Below are 19,894 nucleotides of genomic sequence, written 5' to 3' on the forward strand. Positions count from 1 at the left end.
TTAGCGCAGCTTTTTAATGCGTTCAGTTTGGCTGATCACGTCGGTCAGACGAATACCAAACTTGTCATTGACGACAACGACTTCACCATGAGCAATCAAAGTACCGTTAACCAATACATCTAATGACTCACCAGCTAGACGGTCAAGTTCCACAACCGAACCTTGGTTCAATTGCAGCAGGTTACGGATACTGATTTGCGAGCGACCCACTTCCATCGAGATGGTCACTGGGATATCCATGATGGTGTCGAGTTTACGACGCTCATCTTCCGTAATTGGAGCAGAAGTATCTTTTAACTCTTCCAGTGGCGCTGCCAATATCTCATCAACATCGATTGAAGGTGCAGACGGGTCTTCGCCAAGAGCGGCTGCCCATTCGTCTGCTAGCTTTTGATCGTCACTTGGTTCCATTTTTCTGTCCTGTGTTAAGCCTTGCTTACGCCTTTTTGAGTCTCGTCACCAATGACATTGAGAGAGACATCTTGGCGGCTTGTTTTAGCAAGGATTTTTAATCGTTTGTATCGTCGTCATTCTCAAGTTCAGACATGATGTCTTTACCCAAGAAGGCTAAATCGGTTTTGACTACGTGTGGACGCTCGATTTCTTCAGAAACTTGCACGGCAAGCTTGTCGTCAGAACGCCCCATTTTCACACGGTAAGTCGGCAAATCTTCGATGAACATAGTCGCGTGTTCTGGCATTTCAATCGGGATAACATCACCCGGCTGCAGTTCCATCAAATCGCGAAGAGAGATGTCTTTCTCTAACAAGTTCACACGGAAGTTAACCGGGCAATCCATAATTTCTTCGCGCAAAGCAGAGCTCCAACGAACGTCAGTTTCCATCTTGTCGGATTGCACACCTGCATCAAGCAGTTCGCGGATTGGTTCAACCATGGAGTAAGGCATCACTACGTGGAAGTCACCGCCACCGCCATCAACTTCGATGTGGAATGAACTCACGACAATCACTTCGGTCGGACTCACGATGTTTGCCATACTTGGGTTCACTTCAGAATCGAGGTATTCAAATTCCACCCCCATCACTGGCGACCACGCTTCTTTGTAATCTTCGAAAACAATTTTCAGCAGAAGCTGAATGATGCGACGTTCGGTTGGCGTGAATTCTCGGCCTTCGATTTTGGCGTGGAAACGACCATCACCCCCGAAGAAGTTTTCAACCAAGATAAACACCAAACGTGCTTCCATGGTGATCAAGGCTGTGCCTTTGAGTGGACGAAAACGCACCATATTCAAACTGGTCGGAACGTACAGCGTATTTTGGTATTCACCAAATTTCATCATCTGTACGCCGTTAATCGACACCTCAGCGGTTTTACGCAACATGTTAAACAGGCTGATTCGCATGTGTCGTGCAAAGCGCTCATTGATAAGTTCGAGCGTCGGCATCCGACCACGGACAATCCTGTCTTGAGACGAGAAATCGAAACTGACGGCACTTTCGTCGCCGGCATCTATGGGTTCATCGACGTCATCAACATCGTCAACCCCATGCAGGAGCGCATCAATCTCGTCTTGGCTTAATAGATCGGTCACGTTTTACCTATTGAATTACAAAATCTGTAAACAGTACTTTCTCAATCACTGGCTTACCAACTGCCGCGTTCAATGCCGCTTTGATGTCGTCTGAAGCGCGATCTCGCAGTTCCACACGACCCGTAGGTGAACGAAGCTGCTCTACGGTTGCCGATGCGAAAGTCGACAACAAAGAGCTTTCAATTAGTGGGGAGTGGTAACGAGCTAATTGCTCATTTTCACTACCGCGCACCATCAGCTGTGCTTTGATTTGTACCAGTCTGTCGCGACGGTCACCCGTCACGTTAAAAATAAACGGTTGTGCAATGTTAACGTAAGCAATGGGCTCTGCAGCGGTCGTGGCTTGCGCTTGCTGAGTTTGAGCGGCTTGCGCAGGCTCGTCAGAACCCATTAAAAAGAAGGCTGCTGCACCACCACCGATAAGCAACACCACTACCGCAATGATGATGACCAGTAGTTTGCCTTTTCCTTTCGGTGCATCAACACCTTGTAGCTGTTCTTCTGCCATTACTGTCTCTTATTGTTCTGCTTTTTCTAGGCCGCTATTTTATGCGTAAAAACTAATTCCATCACGCTTTGAGGCCACATTCAAATCAAGATTCACGTCGGCATCAAAGTTTTCATCTGACTGGCCAGAAAATCCACGACCTTGTCCGCTTTGACCATTTTGATCCGCATTCGCATAACCACCTTGCTGCTGACCACTGCTTTGTTGTTGCACTGAAGAATCCGCCAGTTGCATGCCTTGCTGCGCCAACATTTCTCTTAGACGAGGCAGTGTTTGTTCAATCAAGTCGCGTGCTTGTGGGTTTGCTACCGTAAAATGAACGTTGGCAAGATCGTTGTTCATTGTCATGCGGATCTGCATACGACCAAGTTCTGGTGGGTCAAGACGGATATCGAGGTTCTTTAAGTTCTTCGACATCATCATTTGCACTTTCTCAGCGACTTGATCATTCGCCAGCTCTTTGGTTAGTTGCAACGGCAACTGAGCTTGCTGAGCGGCATCCACTCTTGTTTGTTGCTGAGCTGTCACACCTTGTTGACCTGCTGCCGCTTGAATTTGTCCCGCTAAACTAGGTTGTGGTTCCGGTTTATCTTGCTTATTCGCAGCACCTTTTAATGCGCCAGCAGCAAGGCCAGCATTCATGACCTTCTTACTCAATTCAGCACTCGATGCTGCTTGATTCACAGGATTCATCGTTGAAGCCGCTAGTGCCTCTGGCATCACAGACATTGCAGCTTTATCGACATTTGGCGTTGCTGCAGTTTGAGCGTTCACTTGTGCGGTCGTATGCTTTAGTTCCTGCGCGGCAAGTTGATGCGCTTGCTGAGCGGTCACCGTTGAAGCAACCGTTCTAGAGTTGTGTTGGGCTGCTTGATGTTCTGCCATTGCGACTTTTACATCACTCGGTAAGGCAACAAACTGAGCCAACTCTTGCTCTGGAATATCCGCAATAAGTTCGCCCGTTTTTAGCCCTTCAATGATATCGTTCTCTTGCTTAGAAAGCGGCTTTCCTTGCGCTAACTTTGTATCGATGACGTGTAGTTCATCGATAGAGATGCGTTTTACGTCAATCGTTTCAGCGTCGGCGGACAAGGTTTGTTGAAACGCCTCAGATCCAATAACCGGCTGCGCACCTTGTGTGACAACTTGGCCGTTAACCGCGGCTTGCGTCGTCGCGTTTACGGTTGCTTCTGCATGCATGGCTTGAGTGTTCGGTGAATTCCAATCAATTTGTGCTTCTGTCTTAGGGTGTGGGCCAATTGGTTTACCGTCGGCATCCAAAGTCACCGTTTCACCTTGTTTCGACACGGTAATCTCACCTTGCGGTAACGTATTTGACGCTGCTAGTTCGATCTTTTGCTCTGGTGATAACGGCTTACCATCCACTGTCATCATTGACTTTGCTGCAAATGCTGCCTCTGGTGGCAATGCTTTGCCGCTATCAACTAAAGACTCATTAGTTTTTAGCGCTTGGTTTGCTTGTTCAATTCGACCAAGCAACTGCTGACCCTCTCCCATCGCACTTTTCACTTGAGCATTAGGCGCCTGTTCAAAAGTATCTGCGTCATTAGGTTGCGTTTGGTTTGCTATCGCGCCCTGTGTAACTTGGCTTGAAGCACCATTTGCTGCTGACGGAGTTGCATCACCTTCTGATGAATTTGTTTGTTTAACACCGCTAGAAGCCGAGTCGCTATCTGAAAGCTCACCTGCTTTGCTGCTCACCATTTGTTTATCGTCGCCTTGAGCAAGTAGCTCATCGGTTGATTCTGCAGGTGCCACTTTCTCGCCATCCACAGTATCAGCGACTTTTTCTTGGCTCTCACCTTCAGAGCCTGTCGAGGCCACTTTCAGGCTTTCGCTTTCAATTTCTGTTGATGCTTCTGGCGTGTCAGACTTCGCGACTGCCTTTTCTGCTTTTTGTGAATCCGTAAATACCCCAGCTAAGGTTTCAAAAAAACCTTTGCTTTCAGGGTGTTCTGCATCAACTTTTGAAGACGCATCGGAAACCGATGACTTACTGGTTGCAGAAACATTCGACAAATTCACATTCATATAGACACTCTCGTTATCGCCAGCGTGAGTCATTCCACTGCCGGATTGCCTTGCATGGCAAAATTAGGTGATTGGAGAACCCGTTTGGCAAATAGAATTGCAAAAATCACGCCAACGCATAACGTGAGTTTTCTGACGCTCATCAGGCCCGATTGAATGATGGAATCAAGATCAACCTTAGAAGAAACGGCTTAGTTCGATGAATTTGACTCAAACGCTTTCAAGGCGTAAACAGTAACCTTGCTCAACCGACGAGGACCGACTGTGAAAGTAACAGAATTACGCCAATACAAAATCAAAACAGGCAAAACTGAGCAATGGTTAACGTGGATGAAAGACGAGTTGCTGCCCTACCAACGCTCCAAAGGCATGCGCGTATTGAACACTTACGTTCACACTGGCGAAGATGGGCACGATTATTTTGTGTGGTTACGAGAATTTGATAGCGAAGCCGATCGTCAGAGACTTTATGCGGACACTTACAATGATTGGTGGATTAGCAACATTCGACCAAAAGTGTTTGAGTTGATAGAGCAAGACTCCGTCAAAGTGACCTTGCTTGAATCAGTAGATATATAACCAGCAGCACTAACGCAATACAACGATGAGAAACGATGAGAAACGATGAGAAACGATTAAAATCGTTGCGGTTTTCGGCTATACAGCAAGGTAGAAAACTCATCCATCTGCTTTTGCTCACGCTTAGCTTCCGCAATTTGCTTTTCTTTCTCGCGCTTTTCAATCATCCACTCGTAAGACATCCGTTCTTTACGCATGTTTAACCAATAGTCTTGGCAGTTCACCACCTGCTCTTTAAAGTGGTTTTCTGCCTGCTTTTGCTTGGAAAGCGTTTCATCAAGCTGGGTTAAAAAGCGGTTTAAGTGGCCGTATTGGCTTGCGGTGAGTCCCGCCATACCACGGTCTACCAACTGCTGGCAGTAATCTAAGCGGTACTTTTCAATTTGCTCTACTTGGCGGTAGTAGTCTTCAAGCTCTGAGCGTGCTTTGTTCAGTGCCAACACCGCTTGGTCTTCACGCTCTTTCGCTTGATCAAGTAGGAATTCCATCGCGTTATTCATGCGCTATTACCCACCTAAAATGCTTTTCAGCATATTGACACACATATCGTATGGTACGGATTCTTTCATACGTTGTTGTAGGTATTCGTCCAATCTTGGCTTGAGGGTAAACGCACCATCGATCGCTGGATCAGTACCCGGCTTGTACGCACCAATCGACACCAAGTCTTGGTTTTTACGGCAAATGGAGAGCACTTGGCGCACAGCTTTCGACATCAATACGTGTTCTTCGGTGGTGATTTGCGGCATAACGCGGCTCACCGATTTCTCAACGTCAATCGCCGGGTAGTGGCCCGCATCGGCCATTTCTCGGGATAACACGATGTGGCCATCGAGGATCGCACGTGACGCATCGGCAATCGGATCTTGTAGATCATCACCCTCGGTTAAAACAGTAAAGAAAGCGGTAATCGAACCTTGGTCATCACTGCCATTACCCGCACGTTCTACCAACGCCGGTAATTTCGCAAATACCGAAGGCGGATAACCTTTGGTTGCAGGAGGCTCACCGACTGACAGTGCAATTTCGCGCTGTGCTTGAGCAAAACGAGTCAGTGAGTCCATCAATAGAAGAACATCTAACCCTTGGTCACGGAAGTATTCGGCAATCGTCAGGGCAGTTTGGCACCCCTTCAAACGCATCAAAGGTGAAGCATCGGCAGGAGCAGCCACCACAACAGAGCGACGGCGTCCGTCTTCACCCAAAATCTCTTCAATGAATTCTTTTACTTCGCGTCCACGTTCACCAATCAGGCCAACGACAACCACTTGCGCCGTCGTGCCTCGTGTCATCATACCTAGAGTAACGGACTTACCCACACCAGAACCGGCAAACAGACCAATACGCTGGCCTTTACCTACCGTCAATAAACCGTTGATAGCTTTCAGGCCGACGTCGAGTGGTTCGGATATCGGTTTACGTGCCAATGGGTTAATAGGTTCGGCATTGAACGAAGCCCGTTGCTCGGTGTAAAGCGGACCAAGACCGTCCAGTGGGTTACCCACACCGTCGATCACGCGACCTAGTAGCTCCATACCAACAGGCAGACCGGCCTCGCTGGTCAAAGGTGTCACTTTCGCCCCTGGTAAGATGCCTGTGATTTGCTCACTCGGCATTAAGAAAAGATTGTCTCCAGAAAAGCCCACCACTTCCGCTTCCATATGACCGGACATGGTTTCGACCAAACACAAACTGCCAATTGGCGCACGGCAACCCGTTGCTTCCAAAGTTAAGCCAACAACACGCACAAGCTTGCCGGAAGCAACAGGGCGTGTGGTTAAACCTTCAACTTTGTAGTTTTTTAAGCGGTCGGCCAAGGCTTGCATGGATTACTCGCTCCCTTGATGGCGATTTGCACCACAAAAGCTGTTCAACACGCTTTTCACGCGTTCTTCCATGCGGTAGTTAATGCTCGATTCACCCGCTGCGATTTGTACATCGCCACGGTTTAGCGCTGGTTCAGAGACCAACGTCCAGTTACGGCAATCGAGCTCTTCTTCACCATATGCAGAACGGATGATCGCGACGTCATCGGGGTTCAAATGCAAGGTGATTGGATGACCAGAAATAGGCAACGCCTCGACAGACTGCTTCACCGTATCGAGAATAATTTGAGGATTGGTTTGCACTTCCACGTGTACGACTTCTTTAACTAGGCACAACACCATGTCTATCAGCTGCTTTTCAACCTGAGCGTTCATGAGCTCCAAAGGCTGAGCGAACTGGTTTGCCAAGTTCATGAAGGTTTCTACTTGCTGCTGAATGTACTCTTGTCCTGCCGTCACGCCTTCAACTTTGCCGAGCTCCAGACCTTCTGCATGTCCTGCTTGAATGCCTTCTTCTTTGCCTTTGTCGTAGCCTTGTTTAAAGCCTGCTTCTTGACCTTGATACAGACCTTCTTGATAAGCGCCCTGCTTGATCAATTCAATCTGTTCTTCTGTCAGCTCAAGCGCTTGCTCTTCTTCTGGTTCGTCAAAGTTTGGCACCCAACCTGGATCGTAGTTAAACGCAGTTTGCTTGGCTTGCTTTGCTTTCGGCTCACCATAATCAGGCAACCCCCAGCGCTGCGGTTCGACCATCGCATCGTCTTCATCAGGACGGATAAATCCACGTTTTCTATCGCCAGCCATGCTTAACCTACAATCTGTCTATGTTGAAATTGATATTAAAAATAAAGTGCTTTGAAAAATGCGCGACTAAGGAAGTGCATTCCTCCCACTTAAGCAGGAGGAATAAGAAAGGATTATAAGAACTCGTCTGCGCCGCCAGACAGCATGATTTCGCCAGCGTCAGCCATACGACGAGCAATCGCCAAGATTTCTTTTTGCGCCGCTTCTACGTCTGCAACGCGAACTGGTGGCATTGCTTCGATATCGTCACGCATCATCTCAGCTGCACGCTTAGACATGTTCTTGAAGACTTTCTCACGTAGAGAGTCATCGGCACCTTTAAGTGCGCGTTGCAGAACGTCCTGTGGAACGTCACGCAGCAATTTCTGAATACCTTGGTCGTCCACTTCCACCAAGTTCTCGAATACGAACATAAGGTCTTGGATTTGTGTCGCCATGTCTTCGTCTTGGTCGCGAATTTGTTCCATCAAGATACCTTCGACGTTGTTGTCTAGGTAGTTCATGATTTCTGCCGCTGCCTTCAGGCCGCCAATCTTCGCGGCTTGTGCACCCGCTTGGCCTGCGAACTGTTTCTCCATGATTTCGTTCAGCTCTGCCAGTGCAGACGGTTGAACTTCTTCTAGGTTGGCAATACGCATCATCAGGTCCAAGCGCACACGCTCTGGGAACTGAGATAAGATTTCTGCGGACTGGTCTGCTTCCAAGTAAGACAAAACTATCGTTTGGATCTGCGGGTGTTCGTTGACAATAATGCTTGCCACTTGGCGAGGATCCATCCATTTTAATGAATCCAGACCTTTCGAGCCGGTACCCAATAGGATTTGATCAACCAAGTTATTCGCTTTGTCTTCACCCAGTGCAGCAACCAGAGCATTACGCATAAAGTCTTCGCTGCCCATACCAATGTTGGTGTATTTCTGGATGTCTTCCAAAAACGCTCGATGAACCGCTGAGACTTTGTCTTGGCTAAGGTCCTTTGCCTTTGCCATTGCACTGCCCACACGCTGAACCTGCTTGGGTTCTAGGTGACGAATAATGCCAGCGGCGTCACTCTCATTCAGGCTGAGCAATAAGATGGCTGCTTTTTCTTCACCGGTAATGGTGGACGCATCAAATTCTACCGGCAATCCGCCATTTTCATCTTGAGGAACGATATCGTTAGCCATTGTCATTCATCCAATTTTTCACAACTTGAGCGGCAAGTTCAGGCTCGTTTGCAACCAGAGCGCGAACCGCTTTCAATACATCTTCATCTTTGTGAAGGTTAGGCAAATCAATGCTTGAACCAAACTCAAACAGTTCACCGCTTTCGATGTCGCTACCAATCAGGCTGGTTTCGCCATCCGCACCAATTGGCAAGCCATCTGGTCCGTACATTTCGTCTTCGTCGTCGCTCGCTGGGTTGAGCAGTTTCTTCAATGCTGGGCGAACCAACACCAAGACCACAACGATGATCACCAATGCACTTGCGAACCAACGAACCCAATCATTGAAGTTCGGATGTTCCCAAATCGGTGGATCGACCATCTGCTCAAGTTCTGGCTCGGCAAACTTCACACTCAAGACATTGAGTAAGTCACCACGATTTTGGTCAAAACCAACCGTACCGATCAGCACTTGACGAATCGCATTAATTTCAGATTCTGACATTGGAGTGTAAGTGACTTCACCCGTGTCTGGATTCACGCTGCGACGGTCTTTAATAGCTACAGAAACGGTTTGGCGTGCCAATGTACCAGTCTGTTTACGTTCGTGACTGATGGTGGTATCGAGTTCAAAGTTGCGCGTTGATTCTTTACGCACCGAGCCTTGGCCGGTAATTGAGCCATCTTTCATCTGCGCGACGTCTTGTGGGATAGACGCGTCCGCGGGCGGTTGATTGCTCAAAGCGCCAGGAATGCCTGCCACCATGTTACCGTTGTTATAATCTTCGAGTGCGTATTCGCTTCGTGTCGCTGGTGTATTTGGGTCGAAACGTTTGCGAGTCTGCTCTACCGCACTGAAATCCATTTGGATGTCTACTTGCGCGGTGTAGTTACCAAAACCTAGGATTGGCAGCAGGACGGAATCAATTTTTTCTCGTAGCGCTTGTTCTTGGCTGCGTTCAAGTTCTTGCTCTTTACGACGAGCCGCAGAGGCAGGATCTTGTGAGCCTGAGCTCAATAGACGACCGTGTTGATCGGTCACCGTAATACGTGACGTCTTCATGCCAGGAACAGCACTCGCCACCATGTCGACGATGGAGTCAACTTCTTGTTGCTTAAGGCTTGTGCCAGTAGAGAGTGTCAAAAATACCGAAGCAGACGCTTCTTGGTTGTGACGTACGAACACACTGTGTTTTGGCAAAGCAAGAAGCACACGTGCTTTACGCACTTGCTTCATCTCTTCAATCGCTTGCGCAAGTTGGCGCTCGCGGCTGAGCTTCAAACGTTCTTGCTCCAAACGTTGTGATACACCAAAGCCCATGTCTTGCAGCAGAATATCATCACCCGCCTCAGTCGCTTGGTTCACACCTGAACGCACCATGCCGAGTTTGATCGAGTTGTAATCACTCGACTCAACCGAGATGGTGTTTCCATCAAGCTTGTAGTTGATTTTTTGCTGATCAAGATAATCCAGCACTGGGATCAATTCTTCGGTTTCATACGCACCTAGAGGGCGCATTTCCGGCTCTTTCACCCAGAAGAACAGCATCACGATTAACGCAACACAGATAGAGATAGACAGCACAAGCACAACCTGTCGAAGTAAATCGAGGTCACCTACTGCCATATCGAATTTTGACGCACTACGCTCTTCAAGATCTGGGTTTTGGCTATCCACATCCAAATCTGAGCCAGCGATCAGTGCACCATCTGCGCCGCCATCGGTGACGGTTAAATCTGTAGACTTGTCTGCCACACTTATTACCTAAATTACACTGGCATGTTCATGAGATCCTTATAGGACTCAACGAGCTTATTGCGGATTTGTACAGTGGCATCAAATGCAACACTGGACTTGTTACGAGCAATCATAACGTCAGAAAGGGAAACATCAGCGTCACCACGATCGAAACGCGTTTGCAGGTCGCCGGATGTTTTTTGGAGTGAGTTAACGTTATTGATGGCTTTAGTGAGGAGATCGCCAAAATCCGCCCCTACTTTCGCACCAGTTGCAACGGGAGCGGTGTTGGTCGCTTCCACCATCATGGCGCGCATTTGTGCTTGAATACCATCAACTTTCATTGTCACCTCTAAGCCAAAAGTTTGACTATTAACTAAAACTGATTATTGACACAGCAATTACTGTGCCATAAGACAATAGTGCCGTAGTGTACCCACACTTTTGTCCTATGGCTATTGATGTGAGTACTAAGCAGGAATATCGATACCAGCGTCACGCATTTTGGCGAGTTTGTAACGCAGGGTACGTGGACTAATACCTAATTTCTCTGCCATCTCTTTGCGGCGGCCGTTACATTCGATCAAGGTTTCCAAAATGATCGCGTACTCTTGGTCACGCAGTTCACCACCAAGGCCTTCACCACCAGCGGCAACACGATTGATCGGATCCACTTGCGCGACAGGCTTAACATCGGGAACCAAAACCTCAGCATTTTGCACAACAGATTGTAGGCTGCTTGCATCTTGCCAATCTACACCTTCCAACAAAATGTGTTCTGCATCGATGTCACCGTTTTCGCTCAAAATGAGTGCTCGCTGAACCACGTTATCCAACTCACGAACGTTACCCGGCCATGGATATTGAAGCAGTTTATCTAATGCAACTGGTGAGAACTTAGGTACTGGCATGCCCATTTTGCTGCAATGACGTTCAGCAAGATGCGTTGCAAGTGGCACAATATCCCCCTTACGTTCACAAAGTGCCGGCCATGAAATTGGGAATACGTTCAAGCGGTAGTACAAGTCTTCACGGAAGTTGCCCTCTGAGACGTACTGCTTGAGGTCACGGTTACTAGTGGCAAGAACGCGCACGTCGAGCTTGATGCTCTTGCGACTACCCAAACGCTCCACTTCTCGCTCTTGTAAAACACGCAGCAGTTTCGCTTGTAAGCTCAAGTCCATTTCACTGATTTCATCCAGCAAAATCGTACCGCCTTGTGCTTGCTCAAACTTACCCGGACACGCTTGCACCGCACCGGTAAACGCACCTTTCTCGTAGCCGAACAACGTCGCTTCAAGCATGTTGTCTGGGATTGCCGCACAGTTGATTGCGACAAAAGGGCCATCTTTGCGATTAGACGCGTTGTGGATGTAACGGGACATGACTTCTTTACCAGAGCCACTTGGGCCCAAGATCATCACGTTTGCATCGGTGCGCGCGACTTTGTCAGCCAAAGCCAATAGGCGCAGACTTTTCTCGTCCGCCACGACCGCGTCACCGTTATCGTCACTCTTAATTGGTGCGTAACGGCTCACCATGTTCAGCAGTACTTCTGGTGCAAATGGCTTCGCCATGTAATCAATCGCACCTTCTTTCATTGCTGATACTGCGTCTTCAATGTTTGCGTAAGCCGTCATAAGAAGAACGGGTAAGTTCGGCCAATTCTGTTTGATATTGCGTAGCAGAGCCAAACCGCCCATGCCTGCCATTTGTACGTCAGAAACCACGATGTCGACCGCGTTTGACTTTAGTTTTACTAACGCATCTTCTGCACAATCGGCTTCTAACCATTCGTACCCTGCCAGAGCCAGAGTATCTACTAGGGCTTCACGAAGACCTTCATCGTCCTCTACGATCAGCACTTTGCTTTGCGCCATTATGATTCTCCAGTATCTGCTTGCACTCGCTCTAGCGGAATGCACATGGTAAAGCAGGCTCCATCGCCCTGCTCTGAAATGAGTTCCAATCGACCGTCATGGGCACGGCAAACCATTTGAACTACAGCGAGCCCCAACCCGGTTCCTTGAGAACGCGTGGTAAAAAACGGCTCCATAATCTTGGCTTGTAGTTCTTTTGGTACTCCCGGCCCGCTGTCTTGCACAGAAATGCGCAGTTCACCGTTAACCGGGCGGAAAAAGACATCTATTTGTGATTCCTTTCCAGACATCTGAATCGCATTCATCACCAAGTTACTCAGTGCGGATGCAATGGCGTTAGCATTGCCTAACAGCTCAGTCTGTTCTTCTTCCACTTCTAAGAAGTAGTCAATGTTATTGTTCTTCAGCGCGGTTTCCACCATCGGCTGGTATTCCGCAACAAGCTGAGCAATGTTAAATGGCTTAATGACTTTATTATCACCACCCTTGGCAAAAAGCAGCATATCATTAACCTGCTTCTCCAAATCGTGCAGTCGATCCATTAATTTGCTTTGAAATCGCTCTCTTGTCGCTGGAGGGAGATTTGGCGCACCTAAATTTGATGCATATAGCATGGCACTCGATAACGGCGTTCTTACTTGGTGAGCCAAAGACGCCACCATGCGACCTAAGGAGGACAGTCGTTGCAAATCACTCACGCGTGATTGCAGCAAGCGTGTTTCGGTCAAGTCGGTGATCAGAATCAGCTGTCCCGTCGCCGAAGCGGAGATCGCCAAGCGAACTTTACGTCCATTACGCAGTGAGATTTCATGACCATCATCTTCACGCGGATCAAAGACCGCTTGGATGATGTTGAACCATTTCTCGTTGACCAGTGGAATCTCTAGAATTCGATGTGCTTCTGGGTTCGCTTCGCGCACAACACCGTGTGTATCGAGCAAGATCACACCAGCAGGCATCACGTCCAAAACTTGTTTGTAACGCTCTACTTGATTCTCTACTGAGTCTAAATGGGATTGGTTGGTGTTATTGTCCATTCACTGCCTGTCGAAATATCGCCATTTAAATACTAAAACAGCTTGGTAAGCAATTAGCATACCAAGCTGTTTTCTATATTTATCATAGCGTTATGTTATCGACAAGAAGTTGACACTAAGAAAAGTGCGGTTTTATTGTCAGAAAAGATAACAAAACGTTCAGAGTTTAAGCGTATGAACGTCAGACTTTACCTATCGTTGTAGGTTGTATTTCCGCATTTTCTCAACCAAAGTCGTGCGTCGCATTCCAAGCATATCTGCTGCTCGTGCAACCACACCACCTTGCGCTTCTAACGCTTGGCTGATCATATTGACTTCCATATCGGCTAATAGCTCTTTCAAGTTCACGCCTTCTGGCGGCAGTGCTTGAGGCGCATTCATGTTGTGGTCCAGATCGCTTTGATCTTCAAAACTGAAGTTCTCAGAGAAGATATCTTGGAACACGTCACGCTCTTGTTCTTCAACCGAAGTAAATGGGTTACCTTCTGGTTGGAACTCAGGAATATCACTGTAACGGTACTTGGTTGGCAGATGGTTTACGTCGACCAAACTGTTCGGGTACAGAATAATCATGCGTTCAACAAGGTTCGCAAGCTCGCGAACGTTACCCGGCCAGTTGTGTTCCATTAAGGAGTTAATTGCACGAGGCGTAAAGCAAATTGGTTGCCCACCTTCGGCTTCCAAACGCGTCATCAGTTCTTGCAGTAGCAATGGAATATCTTGCTTACGTGCTTTAAGCGCCGGCATCTCGATTGGGAATACATTGAGGCGGTAGAACAGATCTTCACGGAATGTGCCATCATCGATCATGTTCTCTAGGTTGCGGTGCGTTGCTGCTACAACACGAACGTTTACTTTAATCGTGGTGTTACCACCTACACGTTCAAAACATCGCTCTTGTAGAACGCGCAGTAACTTCACTTGCATCGACATTGGCATATCGCCAATTTCATCAAGGAAGATCGTACCGCCTTCTGCCAATTCGAATCGGCCTTTACGCGAGGTCAATGCCCCCGTGAAAGCACCTTTCTCATGACCAAACAGTTCACTTTCCAACAGCTCTGGCGGAATTGCGCCACAGTTAATTGGCACAAACGGACCATTACGGTAAGCAGAATGGTAATGAATATTGCGTGCGACGACTTCTTTACCCGTGCCAGATTCACCCAAGATCAGGACGTTTGCTTCAGTATTAGAAACTTGTTCAATCAAATGACGAACTTCTTGAATGCCACGGCTTTGGCCTACAAGGCTACGGAAAAGAGTATTTTTGCGTGCGCTTGCAACAACGTTAACGCCTTTGCGACCAAGGAAATCTTTGCAGTGACGCAGTGCTTCGCTAAGTTGTGGGTAGTTCAGCGGTTGCTCTAACTCCCCAACGAAATTTGGCAAGTCATCAACAGGCAACGGAAACGAGCCCAAGATGAGAAGTGGGATATGGTAGGCTTCATTAAGGTGAGCCATCACTGTTGTCGCAGCACTACCCGCCGAGATGTTACCGACAATACAACCTGACCACACGCTAGACCAGTCTACATCGCCTAGCTGGTCAGAACTGACCGCTTCGCAACTTTCTCCAACAAATTCCAATATATTGCTTATATTTAAACGACTTGGTGCATCGTCATCAATTACAAGCAGCTTTGCCAAACCTTGCATAAGTAAGAATGATTGCCTTTATTATGGGTGTGTTGCGGCCAGACCTTGATTTGCGCAATTGAGTGTAAAAAGGGGGGACCACTCTCAATTAACGATAGACAAAATAGGAAAATCAGCAACAAAAAAAAGCCATTAGGGGCCACTAATGACTTCTATTTTATTTGAATAAAAAAATAAGGCAACCAAGCAATAAAGAGGTGTGAGCTTGATTGTAACTTTACTGAATAACTTTCTGTGCAATCAGACGCAATACCCTACTATTTAAGTAAGGTATTGTTTTGATTATTAAATGCCGACTTCAGCAGCTGTTAGGTTGTGGAATTCAGTCGGGATCTGGTCCCAAGCTGATTTTATCTCACGAATAATGTCGATAACGTCGTCGATCGGTTGAGGATCGTTTTGGTGGTTCGCTGCCGAGATCTGAGTGATCATGAACTCGTAAAGTGAATCTAAGTTTGATGCAATATCACCACCGTCGTCCATCGACAGACAGCTGCGCAGTGCGATGATGATGTCCAACGCTTTACCCAGACGTTCACCTTTTGCAGGAATATTGCCTGCTTGCATTGCTGCTTTACCTTGGATCAGACGCTCAATTGCACCCGCCATTAGCATTTGAATGACTTTGTGCGGAGAAGCCGCGCTCAATTGGCTGTCGACTGATACCTTTTTGTATGCTTGCAAAGAACCGCGCATAGTATTCCTCTTTTATATAAATTTTTTGTACTGCTGAAGCGAACGCTGACCATAACGGAACTTATGAAGTTCTTTACCCACGTTAGAAGTCTCTGCCTGCATCAGCTCGACAATTCTTTTGGTACGAATAAGCAAGTTTTGCCATTCTGCTTCCTGCTTTAGCACCGGATTGCTCTCGACAATGGGTAGCAGGTTTTGCAATAACCGTTCCCTGATATCGACCAAACGTTGAATTTCTTCAGCATTAACGTCGACTTTTTCCAGTTCTTTCGTAATTAGTTGATCAATATCACTTATTTCAATGAGTTCATTTCGCATCTATTAGCCCAGCGCGTTCATTAACGCTCCAAGTTGGCCTTGCATCTTGCCAGTAGCGTCTTGCATGGCAGCGAATTTTGCATGAGTGCGCTTCTCTAAGCTGTCCATGCGGCGATCGAGTGCCGCTTGATCATCACTCAGACGATAATTTTGTTCAGTCAGGCTTTTTTCACGAGTACGGATACTGCCAGTGAAACCCGTGATGCCTTGAATCGCATCTTCCACACGTTTGGCAAAACCGGTATTGCCACCAAAGAACTTCTCTAACTCGTTGAAGTTGTTGTTCAGCTGACGATCAAGCATGTCGTAGTTGATTTCTAGCGTACCTTGACGAGTCGTAGTAATGCCAAATTCAGTCAGCGATTTTAGGTCTTCTGGTGCTTTTTCAATGTTGGTCGAAAAGACCGATTTCAACCGAGAATCAGCATTACGAACAGTACTGTCACCCGCTAAAGGCCCGCGTTGACCTGTCGTTGGGTCGACATTCGCTAATGCTTTGGATGTTTGATAGAACGCGTTGTAAGCCGAAACAAAGCTTTCGATATCTGAGCGCACGCTTTGACGGTCATATTCAACACCGATTTCAGCAGGCGGTTTACCCAGCTCTGATTTGCCTTTCAAAGTGAGGTTCACGCCCTCAATGGCATCTTCAATGACGTTGTTGTGACTCGACAACTGCGCAACACCATCCAGCATCACCATGGAGTCTTGTCCTGCTTGGACTTGAGCCATACCGGTGTAAGCCTCGAAGGATTTTTGAGCCTCAGCAATTTTAGCTTCTGCTACATCTATCTTTTCAAGACGTTCACGCTCTTCGGGTTCTAATTTAGCGCGATGGATGGTCTTTGCTTGTTCTTCTGTCAGTTCTCCACGTTCCACTTTTTGGTCAAGCGCTTGTTTTTCATCCGCAATCTTTTCTTCGATCTCGGCTTTTTCTTGCTCTAATTGCTGCTTGGCTTCTTTGGTTGTGACGTAAGAATCAGTCAACGTACCTGAGGCGGTATTGTTCCAGCCCGGTACGTCTGGCGCTTTGGCGATCGCATCTTCGTCCAACTCTAATTCCGGTGGACGGTAAGAATCGAGGAGTGTACCTGAAGCGGTTTCAGTCCAGCCAGGGATACTGTCTTGCGGACGCATACCCGCTCGTTGATTGGCTTTTTCTATCGCTTCTTGACCCGCTTTCGCAGCGGCAGCACCGGCCGCAGAGATCGGTTCATCCGTTGCGCCATCTGGCACATTCTCTGCCGCTTGTTGTTCTTCAGGAGGTATAGGATTGCCGTCTGCATCCAACGCTTCCGGTTGGTTTGCATCGGTTTCAGGCGCTTTTAGAGGCCCTAACACTGCTTCAGCCGCTTCACGTGCTTCTTCAAGCGCATTCACTCGGTCTTCCAGTGTTTTGTATTCGAAATGTTTCAGAGGGCTGCCGGCTTCGGCGTCCACACTGACTTTAAGTTGATGGTCCTTGCCCGACAGGTTCGAAGCAAGGATCAAACGCGGCCCTGCTACGTCGTTAATTAAGGAAGCACGTACGCCAGGGTTATCCTTAGCGCCGTTAATTCCACGAACGACATCAACTAGCTTAGAGCTAGAACGGACATTAACGTCGAAGGTGTCATCACCAAGAGAAATCTGCAGCTTACCAGGACCAAACTTAGCGTCTTCTGGCAGAACGTCAGAAGCCACTTTATGGCTCTGTGCAAGCTGCAACACATCGATAGCATACTTACCGGCTATAGCGTCAGTAGTTGCGGTCGCAGATACGACTGCGTCGTCCGTTGTCTCTACAGAACGAACGGCAAACGCCTTCTCCTGACGAAAGTTCGTCATGAGATTTTTCATCGTATCCAACGATTCTCTGAGTCGCCCGTAGGCACTGATGCTGGCGTCAATTGTCGTACGCTCGTTGTCGATGCGTTGCTGCTTTGGCACACGCTCGGCATCTACAATTTTGCTGACCATGGAATTGATATCCATGCCACCAGACATCCCCAAAGGGCCTAAACTCATCAAATCACCTCAAAAACGACTTACACCTTTTCAACTAACAAACCGCGGTTAGCTGTGTGCTCAGCTAGGCGACGCAATACCACTAGCATTTCTTCATCAGGAATCTGACGAATTACATCACCGGTTGTGGCTTCGTAAATCGTCACGACGTCTCGACCCGATTCTTCATCGACTCGAAACGCCACTCCTTTATTCATGGCGCTCACAAATTCATTCATTTGCTCAACCATTTTCTCGCGCTCTTCTTTGTTCAGCTCTTGGCGGGATTCCGCCATTTCAATCGCAGCTTGAACAGAGAGGTCACGTTCGGTTTCCTTCGCTTTTACAGGCGAAGTATTACCGTTTGAACTTGCTGTGCTAGGCGTGCCTATGCCATTTTCTTTAGCAACTTTTGTGCCACTCGGTGTGCCGTAAGGCTGGATGTTCGATGCGTAGGAGGATATTTCCATTACAATCTCCCTTCCACCTTATGAGCTAACGATTAGGTCTATCGCTTTGGTGATGGTATCACTAGGCTGAGTCGACCCAATTAGCCCAACAAGCTCAGCGCCGCAGATGGTGACTGCTTTGCTTGTGCCAAGATTGAAGTACTTGCTTGTTGAAGGATCTGCGACTTAGTCATCGCCGTTGTTTCCTTCGCGTAGTCAGTATCTTTAATACGGCTGTTAGACGCGTTAACGTTCTCGTTAATGTTGTCTAGGTTGCTGATTGCGTGGTTGAAACGGTTTTGGAATGCACCAAGAGACGCACGTTGGCTGTCTACTGATTTTAGTGCGCCATCGATGATAGCTACCGCTTCTTGAGAACCTGCAACTGACGTTACGTCGATGTCTTTAACCGTTACGTCTTTAGCATCACCGAAGCCAATTTCACCTGCTAGGTTGCCAGAGAACTCAACATCACCTGTTACTTTTTGAGTAGCAGCGAATACTTGCAGCTTACCGTCCTCACCAACAGACGCTTTAACGTCGTCGCTTTGACCGTTGATGTAAGTTGCTAGCTGTTCAATATCATCGCCTTGCTTTGCAGTGATAGTCAGCTCTTTCTCTTCACCTTGCTTGTTGGTGTAGTTCAGCTTAAGTTCAGTGTTGTCACCAACCGCCCAAGATGCATCTTTACCGTCTTCTGCTGCATAGCTCTTACCGCCCATTGCAGAAGTATCAGAACGTAGGTTACCCATAGAAAGCATGACCGCTTCACCAGAGTCCGCACCGATTTGGAAAGATTGAGTACCGTAAGTACCGTTAAGAAGCTTGTTACCACCGAAAGAGGTTGTTTCAGCGATACGGTTTAGTTCGTCGTTAAGCGCTGTAACTTCTTCTTGGATCGCTACACGTTCTGATTTTGAGTTCGAACCGTTCGCAGATTGAAGCGATAAGTCACGCATACGTTGTAGGATGTTGGTAGATTCATTCATTGCACCTTCAGCAACCTGTGCAATAGAAATACCGTCGTTCGCGTTTTTCACAGCCATGTCTAGACCACGGCTCTGTGCGTTCAAACGGTTAGAAATCTGTAGACCGGCAGCATCGTCTTTCGCGCTATTGATTTTATAACCCGAAGACAAACGCTCCATTGATTTTTGTTGACCTTCAGCCGCCTGATTTAGGTAACGCTGTGCGGTCATCGCAGAAACGTTAGTATTAACGTTAATCGCCATAGTTGATCTCCTTAAGGCTTTAGTTGATGTACCGTCGTGTCTCTCACCTCACTTAGGTACATCTCATTTCTCTCAGTCCCTTTAACGGCGGCCTATAAATATCCTTTAGGAGAAAATTTCAATTTTTTGCGATTATTTTCTTCGACTTAATGAAGTGTGATGAATCTCTAATATTACGATTGGGGATAAATAACACTCGATTAAAATAAAAAATCAGACATAAAAAAACCCAGCCGAGGCTGGGTTTACTCGCTCATCTCTCACCACGAGCCAATGAGGTTCTTGCCTTTAGGTTGAAAATTAACCTAGTAGGCTTAGCGCTGAGTTAGGCGCTTGTTTCGCTTGCGCAAGGATTGAGCTTGACGCTTGCGATAGAATTTGTGACTTGGTCATTTGAGTCGTTTCTTTTGCGAAGTCGGTATCTTTGATA

20 protein-coding genes are annotated in these 19,894 nt (G+C 47.5%); 1 reads left to right on the forward strand and 19 read right to left on the reverse strand.

Annotation, left to right across the window (positions count from 1 at the left end; all coding sequences use genetic code 11):
• The 4 genes from fliN to BCT11_RS06760 form a co-directional block, all read right to left on the reverse strand.
• Entirely contained in the window at positions 1–411 is a 411-nt protein-coding gene (gene fliN, locus BCT11_RS06745; protein ID WP_005438697.1) for a flagellar motor switch protein FliN, read from the reverse strand.
• Between the two features lie 97 nt (positions 412–508).
• Positions 509–1,555, reverse strand: coding sequence for a flagellar motor switch protein FliM (fliM, locus tag BCT11_RS06750; protein WP_038872083.1), 1,047 nt, complete (start codon positions 1,553–1,555; stop codon positions 509–511).
• A 7-nt stretch (positions 1,556–1,562) separates the two neighbouring features.
• The gene (gene fliL / locus BCT11_RS06755) at positions 1,563–2,063 is read right to left on the reverse strand and encodes a flagellar basal body-associated protein FliL (RefSeq protein ID WP_038872085.1); all 501 of its coding nucleotides are present in this window, start codon (positions 2,061–2,063) and stop codon (positions 1,563–1,565) included.
• A 39-nt stretch (positions 2,064–2,102) separates the two neighbouring features.
• Positions 2,103–4,115 (reverse strand): flagellar hook-length control protein FliK, encoded by a 2,013-nt coding sequence (locus BCT11_RS06760; RefSeq protein ID WP_102387708.1) that lies wholly within the window; start codon positions 4,113–4,115, stop codon positions 2,103–2,105.
• A 264-nt stretch (positions 4,116–4,379) separates the two neighbouring features.
• Here BCT11_RS06760 and BCT11_RS06765 point away from each other — a divergent pair, with 264 nt between their 5' ends.
• Positions 4,380–4,694, forward strand: coding sequence for an NIPSNAP family protein (locus BCT11_RS06765; protein WP_102387704.1), 315 nt, complete (start codon positions 4,380–4,382; stop codon positions 4,692–4,694).
• 56 nt (positions 4,695–4,750) lie between these two features.
• Here the strand turns inward: BCT11_RS06765 and fliJ are convergent, their stop codons facing one another.
• The 15 genes from fliJ to BCT11_RS06840 form a co-directional block, all read right to left on the reverse strand.
• On the reverse strand, positions 4,751–5,194 hold the full coding sequence (gene fliJ / locus BCT11_RS06770) for a flagellar export protein FliJ (protein WP_005438686.1): 444 nt from the start codon (positions 5,192–5,194) through the stop codon (positions 4,751–4,753).
• A gap of 6 nt (positions 5,195–5,200) precedes the next feature.
• Positions 5,201–6,520, reverse strand: a complete 1,320-nt coding sequence (gene fliI, locus BCT11_RS06775) for a flagellar protein export ATPase FliI (RefSeq protein ID WP_038872090.1) — start codon at positions 6,518–6,520, stop codon at positions 5,201–5,203.
• 3 nt (positions 6,521–6,523) lie between these two features.
• Positions 6,524–7,324, reverse strand: a complete 801-nt coding sequence (gene fliH / locus BCT11_RS06780; RefSeq protein WP_102387705.1) for a flagellar assembly protein FliH — start codon at positions 7,322–7,324, stop codon at positions 6,524–6,526.
• 113 nt (positions 7,325–7,437) lie between these two features.
• On the reverse strand, positions 7,438–8,490 hold the full coding sequence (gene fliG, locus BCT11_RS06785) for a flagellar motor switch protein FliG (RefSeq protein WP_038872096.1): 1,053 nt from the start codon (positions 8,488–8,490) through the stop codon (positions 7,438–7,440).
• A complete protein-coding gene (gene fliF / locus BCT11_RS06790) occupies positions 8,483–10,225 on the reverse strand; it encodes a flagellar basal-body MS-ring/collar protein FliF (RefSeq protein WP_095760607.1) in 1,743 nt (580 codons plus the stop codon). The genes fliG and fliF overlap by 8 nt, the downstream gene beginning before the upstream one ends.
• A gap of 14 nt (positions 10,226–10,239) precedes the next feature.
• Positions 10,240–10,551: a flagellar hook-basal body complex protein FliE gene (gene fliE / locus BCT11_RS06795; protein ID WP_038872101.1), complete on the reverse strand. Its 312-nt coding sequence runs from the start codon at positions 10,549–10,551 to the stop codon at positions 10,240–10,242.
• A gap of 126 nt (positions 10,552–10,677) precedes the next feature.
• Positions 10,678–12,087, reverse strand: coding sequence for a sigma-54 dependent transcriptional regulator (locus tag BCT11_RS06800; RefSeq protein ID WP_102387706.1), 1,410 nt, complete (start codon positions 12,085–12,087; stop codon positions 10,678–10,680).
• Positions 12,087–13,124 carry an ATP-binding protein gene (locus BCT11_RS06805; RefSeq protein ID WP_038882126.1) on the reverse strand — a complete coding sequence of 346 codons (1,038 nt, stop codon included), beginning with the start codon at positions 13,122–13,124 and terminating at the stop codon, positions 12,087–12,089. The genes BCT11_RS06800 and BCT11_RS06805 overlap by 1 nt, the downstream gene beginning before the upstream one ends.
• Positions 13,125–13,316: 192 nt before the next feature.
• A complete protein-coding gene (locus BCT11_RS06810; protein ID WP_038872109.1) occupies positions 13,317–14,783 on the reverse strand; it encodes a sigma-54 dependent transcriptional regulator in 1,467 nt (488 codons plus the stop codon).
• A 285-nt stretch (positions 14,784–15,068) separates the two neighbouring features.
• Positions 15,069–15,479: a flagellar export chaperone FliS gene (fliS, locus tag BCT11_RS06815; RefSeq protein ID WP_005438665.1), complete on the reverse strand. Its 411-nt coding sequence runs from the start codon at positions 15,477–15,479 to the stop codon at positions 15,069–15,071.
• Positions 15,480–15,491: 12 nt separating this feature from the next.
• A complete protein-coding gene (locus BCT11_RS06820) occupies positions 15,492–15,797 on the reverse strand; it encodes a flagellar protein FliT (RefSeq protein WP_039974189.1) in 306 nt (101 codons plus the stop codon).
• Between the two features lie 3 nt (positions 15,798–15,800).
• Positions 15,801–17,804 carry a flagellar filament capping protein FliD gene (gene fliD, locus BCT11_RS06825; RefSeq protein ID WP_102387707.1) on the reverse strand — a complete coding sequence of 668 codons (2,004 nt, stop codon included), beginning with the start codon at positions 17,802–17,804 and terminating at the stop codon, positions 15,801–15,803.
• Positions 17,805–17,824: 20 nt separating this feature from the next.
• Positions 17,825–18,253 (reverse strand): flagellar protein FlaG, encoded by a 429-nt coding sequence (gene flaG, locus BCT11_RS06830; protein ID WP_038872115.1) that lies wholly within the window; start codon positions 18,251–18,253, stop codon positions 17,825–17,827.
• An 80-nt stretch (positions 18,254–18,333) separates the two neighbouring features.
• Positions 18,334–19,464 (reverse strand): flagellin, encoded by a 1,131-nt coding sequence (locus BCT11_RS06835; protein WP_038872117.1) that lies wholly within the window; start codon positions 19,462–19,464, stop codon positions 18,334–18,336.
• Positions 19,465–19,764: 300 nt separating this feature from the next.
• On the reverse strand, positions 19,765–19,894 hold a 130-nt coding region (locus BCT11_RS06840), incomplete at its 5' end, for a flagellin (protein WP_277868756.1).

This window comes from Vibrio sp. 10N.222.52.B12 (genome assembly GCF_002875385.1).
Lineage (GTDB): Bacteria > Pseudomonadota > Gammaproteobacteria > Enterobacterales > Vibrionaceae > Vibrio > Vibrio jasicida.

Coding starts and splice junctions, on each gene's coding strand:
- fliN (WP_005438697.1), bottom strand. CDS start 411: ATGGAACCAAGTGACGATCAAAAGCTAGCAGACGAATGGGCAGCCGCT.
- fliL (WP_038872085.1), bottom strand. CDS start 2,063: ATGGCAGAAGAACAGCTACAAGGTGTTGATGCACCGAAAGGAAAAGGC.
- BCT11_RS06760 (WP_102387708.1), bottom strand. CDS start 4,115: ATGAATGTGAATTTGTCGAATGTTTCTGCAACCAGTAAGTCATCGGTT.
- fliJ (WP_005438686.1), bottom strand. CDS start 5,194: ATGAATAACGCGATGGAATTCCTACTTGATCAAGCGAAAGAGCGTGAA.
- fliI (WP_038872090.1), bottom strand. CDS start 6,520: ATGCAAGCCTTGGCCGACCGCTTAAAAAACTACAAAGTTGAAGGTTTA.
- fliH (WP_102387705.1), bottom strand. CDS start 7,324: ATGGCTGGCGATAGAAAACGTGGATTTATCCGTCCTGATGAAGACGAT.
- fliG (WP_038872096.1), bottom strand. CDS start 8,490: ATGGCTAACGATATCGTTCCTCAAGATGAAAATGGCGGATTGCCGGTA.
- fliE (WP_038872101.1), bottom strand. CDS start 10,551: ATGAAAGTTGATGGTATTCAAGCACAAATGCGCGCCATGATGGTGGAA.
- BCT11_RS06800 (WP_102387706.1), bottom strand. CDS start 12,087: ATGGCGCAAAGCAAAGTGCTGATCGTAGAGGACGATGAAGGTCTTCGT.
- BCT11_RS06805 (WP_038882126.1), bottom strand. CDS start 13,124: ATGGACAATAACACCAACCAATCCCATTTAGACTCAGTAGAGAATCAA.
- BCT11_RS06810 (WP_038872109.1), bottom strand. CDS start 14,783: ATGCAAGGTTTGGCAAAGCTGCTTGTAATTGATGACGATGCACCAAGT.
- fliS (WP_005438665.1), bottom strand. CDS start 15,479: ATGCGCGGTTCTTTGCAAGCATACAAAAAGGTATCAGTCGACAGCCAA.
- BCT11_RS06820 (WP_039974189.1), bottom strand. CDS start 15,797: ATGCGAAATGAACTCATTGAAATAAGTGATATTGATCAACTAATTACG.
- fliD (WP_102387707.1), bottom strand. CDS start 17,804: ATGAGTTTAGGCCCTTTGGGGATGTCTGGTGGCATGGATATCAATTCC.
- flaG (WP_038872115.1), bottom strand. CDS start 18,253: ATGGAAATATCCTCCTACGCATCGAACATCCAGCCTTACGGCACACCG.
- BCT11_RS06835 (WP_038872117.1), bottom strand. CDS start 19,464: ATGGCGATTAACGTTAATACTAACGTTTCTGCGATGACCGCACAGCGT.